Source organism: Methanobrevibacter curvatus, assembly GCF_001639295.1.
Taxonomy (GTDB): domain Archaea; phylum Methanobacteriota; class Methanobacteria; order Methanobacteriales; family Methanobacteriaceae; genus Methanoflexus; species Methanoflexus curvatus.
The window spans coordinates 1-3,792 of the sequence record NZ_LWMV01000045.1; the positions used below are offsets into that span (position 1 = coordinate 1).

General features: G+C 20.9%; 2 protein-coding genes. Both read left to right on the plus strand.

What is annotated here, in order from left to right; translation table 11 throughout:
• Positions 1-155: 155 nt before the first annotated feature.
• Positions 156-596, plus strand: coding sequence for a MarR family winged helix-turn-helix transcriptional regulator (locus MBCUR_RS01480; RefSeq protein ID WP_067089345.1), 441 nt, complete (start codon positions 156-158; stop codon positions 594-596).
• A gap of 1,147 nt (positions 597-1,743) precedes the next feature.
• Positions 1,744-3,699, plus strand: coding sequence for a right-handed parallel beta-helix repeat-containing protein (locus tag MBCUR_RS01485; RefSeq protein ID WP_067089347.1), 1,956 nt, complete (start codon positions 1,744-1,746; stop codon positions 3,697-3,699).
• The last annotated feature ends 93 nt before the right edge of the window (positions 3,700-3,792 follow it).

Consider the following 3,792-nt stretch of genomic DNA (forward strand, 5'->3'; position numbering starts at 1 on the left):
AGATTTTTATTTACATTATTTTTATTATATATATACTAGATTTAGATATTCTTTGAAAAAAATTAAATATTTTAAAAATATTTAAATATTAAAAAATATAATATAATTAATAATTATTATAATAACTAAATAAAAAATATTAAACTTGTGATTAAATGGAATGTAACTTTGATGAAAATGATTTAATATGGTCTTTTCATAAATTGAAAAATTTAGTATATAAAAAGCTTCAGAAAGGACTTCAAAAATATGGGATTACTATTACTCAATGGACTATAATGAATTATATTTATAAAAATCCAGGCATTAATCAGAAAAAAATTAGTGATATGTTAAAAAAAGACAGAGGAGAAATTAGTAGAAACTTAAATAAACTTGGAAATCTTGAAATAATTGAAAAAAAAATTTCTTACCATGATAAAAGAGAATATTTAATATATTTAACTAATGAAGGTGAAAAAATACTTTTGAAAACATGTTGTTTAGTAAAAGAGTTAAATAAAGATTTAGAAAAAGGTTTTAAAAAAGAAGAAATTAAAAAATATCAAGAATTTATAAATAAGATTATAATTAATGTAAAAAATACTGAAAAATGAAAAATCAAAACTATTTGAAATTTTTTATAATATTATAGTTGATAAAGTCAACAAAATTTTTAATTAAAATATTAAAAATATTTTTAAATAAATTATTATATGAAAATAAGATAATAAAAAAGAAAAAAACGAAGAAAATAATTAAAAAACAATGAGATTAATAAAAATATTAAATGTTTATGTATTATACTTTTGATTAAAAAACATAATAATTTTCAAATTACATTTTATAATTTATATTAGATAACTTAAGGTATATTTTAGATAGAATTTAGATAGTATTTAGGTATTATTTAGGTATTATTCTTTATGTATTACTTTTTATAGAATTATTACTATTTTTTATATTTTTTTATTTTAATTTAAAAACTGTATACTGTTCTTATATTACTTAATTTTCAATTTAAACTTTTTTTTATATATTAATTGATTTTTTTAATAAACATTATTTCTTTTTTTAATAAAATTATAAATATTTATAATATCATTTTTGCTAAAAGTATTACTTTTCATAATTTCAAAGACTCTTATTGCTTTTGTGATTGTTTTAATAGTAAATTATGATTTTTTTTGTAATATAAGCCTAATAACTTCTTTTTTATCATTTTAAAGAATATTTTTTTCAATGAATTTTCAGAAAACTTTAAATAATTATTACTATATTGATATAATATGTTAATTAGTTGGCTTAAATAGATTGAGTTTATTTTAAAATATTTTAACCATTCAATTTTGTATTTCAAATATTTTAATTATCAACTTTAATCTAATATGTGAAAAATAATTAATTAGGTTAAAAATTTTTAATTCTAATTTTTAGTTTATATATTCACTACAACCTATTGTTAACTACTATATGTATTTTATATTAATGAAATAGATTATAATTATTTATAACTTACCTTATTTATATTTTTGATTGTTTTATATTAATAAAATTAAGCTATTAAATAAATTAAGCTATTAAACTAAATTAAGACATTATAAATTAAGCTATTATAGATTAAACTATTAAATAACTTAAATTATTAAATAAATTAATTATAGTTTATTAAAAAAATAAGTGTAAATTATTAGAAAAAATAAGTGTAAATACTTGAATTAAATGTTAATCAAGAGTTAAAATTTAAAAAGGAGAAAATAAATCATGAAAAATAAGATAAAAATTAGTATGATTGTATTAATTGTTTGTTGTTTGCTGATATTTACAACAAATACTATCAATGCTAGTGAAATTAGTATTAATTCAACTAATGGAACCTTAAAAGATAGTATTAATAATATAACTGCTGGGGATGAAGGAATTATTAAATTAGCTGCTGGGACTTATAAAGGTGAGAATAATGTTAATTTAACAATAAATAATAAAAAAATTATAATAATAGGTAATTCCAGAGATAAAACTATAATTGATGGTGAAGGAGCTAATTGGAATAGTAATTGGTTATTTAATGTAAGTTCTACAGGCTCATTATCTTTAATAAATATTACTTTAAAAGGGTTTACAAGTTCAGGTGCTTTAACTGACAGTGCAGCAATTAGAAATGAAGGAGACAATTTATATATTTCTGGTGTGACTATAAAAGAATCTTATCCTCAAAAAGGTGCTACAAATAATATTAAACCTGCATTAATATGGAATAGTGGTGACAAGCTTCTTATTGAAAATAGTTTAATAATTAGTCCAGGGATTTTTGAAGGCCCATCTAGAACTATTTACAATGAAGGACAATTTGGAACTATAGACAATATTACAATATATAATCCTAATAGATATGGAATTGATAATGTTGGGAATTATTTTACAATTAAAAACTCATTTTTAAGTGAAACTAATCCTTTAGCAATATCTTCAATGGTTTGCTGTCCTATTCAATCTGATGCAAATCATACATTAATTACAAATATTACTGTCAGCAACTTTCCATGTTGTCCTATTGCATTTGATGGAAACAATATAACAGTATCTTATATAAAGTCATATAATAATTCCGAAACAATAAGTATGGCTGCTAGTAATGTAAGGATTTTACACTCTTACTTTGAAGGTGGCAGAGACTCTGGTATTTCTATTAATGGAGGATATAATATATTAATAGAAAATAGTACATTTAAAAATTGCGAAGATTCTGGAATTAACAATGCCCCATCAGCTGCAGCAGATAATCCAGCATATAATGTGACTGTTAAGGATTGTGTTTTCCAGTCAAGTACTAGAGCCATAAAAAATGCTGGAGATAATTTTACCCTATTAAATTCAAATTTCACAAAAAATACAGGAGATTATGGTGCAGGAGTCTACAATAGAGCTAAAAACTTTTTAATAGATAATTGTATATTTAAAGATAATTATGCAGATAATGGTGGAGCAATCTATCAAGATGAAAATGGAACTATGAATATTAAAAATTCCAAATTCTTAAATAACAAAGCAGAATATGGAAGTGGAATATATTTAGAAAATAGTGAAATAAATATATCTAAATCCGAATTTATTGATAATAATATATATAAAGGCACTAAAGGAGTATATAAAGAAGATTCAAATAGCTACAGTACCAATTTACTCATATTAACTGCATTTCAAGCTATAAATGGAGGAAAAGTTACAATAAAAGCAAAATCCGCTGGAATTAATGGAGCTATTGTATCTGGTCAAAGTATAACTCTTAAAATAGGAAAAATATCAATTAATAGTAAAACTGACTCAAATGGGATAGCAACATTCACATATACACCTACAAGTACTGGGAAATTAAATTTCCAAGTTTTATCAAGCGATATAAAACTAGTTTCTACACAATACAAAAAAGCATCAAATTCAAGTTATATTGCTGATGTTAAACTAGCTATTCTTAAACAAATATCAGATGAAACTAAGACAATTAAAAAAGGTAAAACTTATACTAAAACTATTCAATGGAAAAATACAGGCAATATTGCTGGATCAAAAGTTGTTACAATTGATTTAAAAAAATATAAACTTATCCATGCATCATATAAGTTTGCTAAAAAAGTTTCCCTTAAAAATGGTAAGTTAACAGTGAAATTTAATTTAAATAAAGGATCCACAGGAAAAGTTATACTTACCTTAAAAAAATAAAATAAAACGAAATACTAATAGCTAATCTAATAGATGGAAAAATTAGTATTAAATACTTTTTTTGTTTTTTTTAAAACAAAATTATAAAAAAAT

Excerpts from the sequence above, each read along its gene's own strand:
- MBCUR_RS01480 (WP_067089345.1), top strand. The coding sequence starts at position 156 with ATGGAATGTAACTTTGATGAAAATGATTTAATATGGTCTTTTCATAAA.
- MBCUR_RS01485 (WP_067089347.1), top strand. The coding sequence starts at position 1,744 with ATGAAAAATAAGATAAAAATTAGTATGATTGTATTAATTGTTTGTTGT.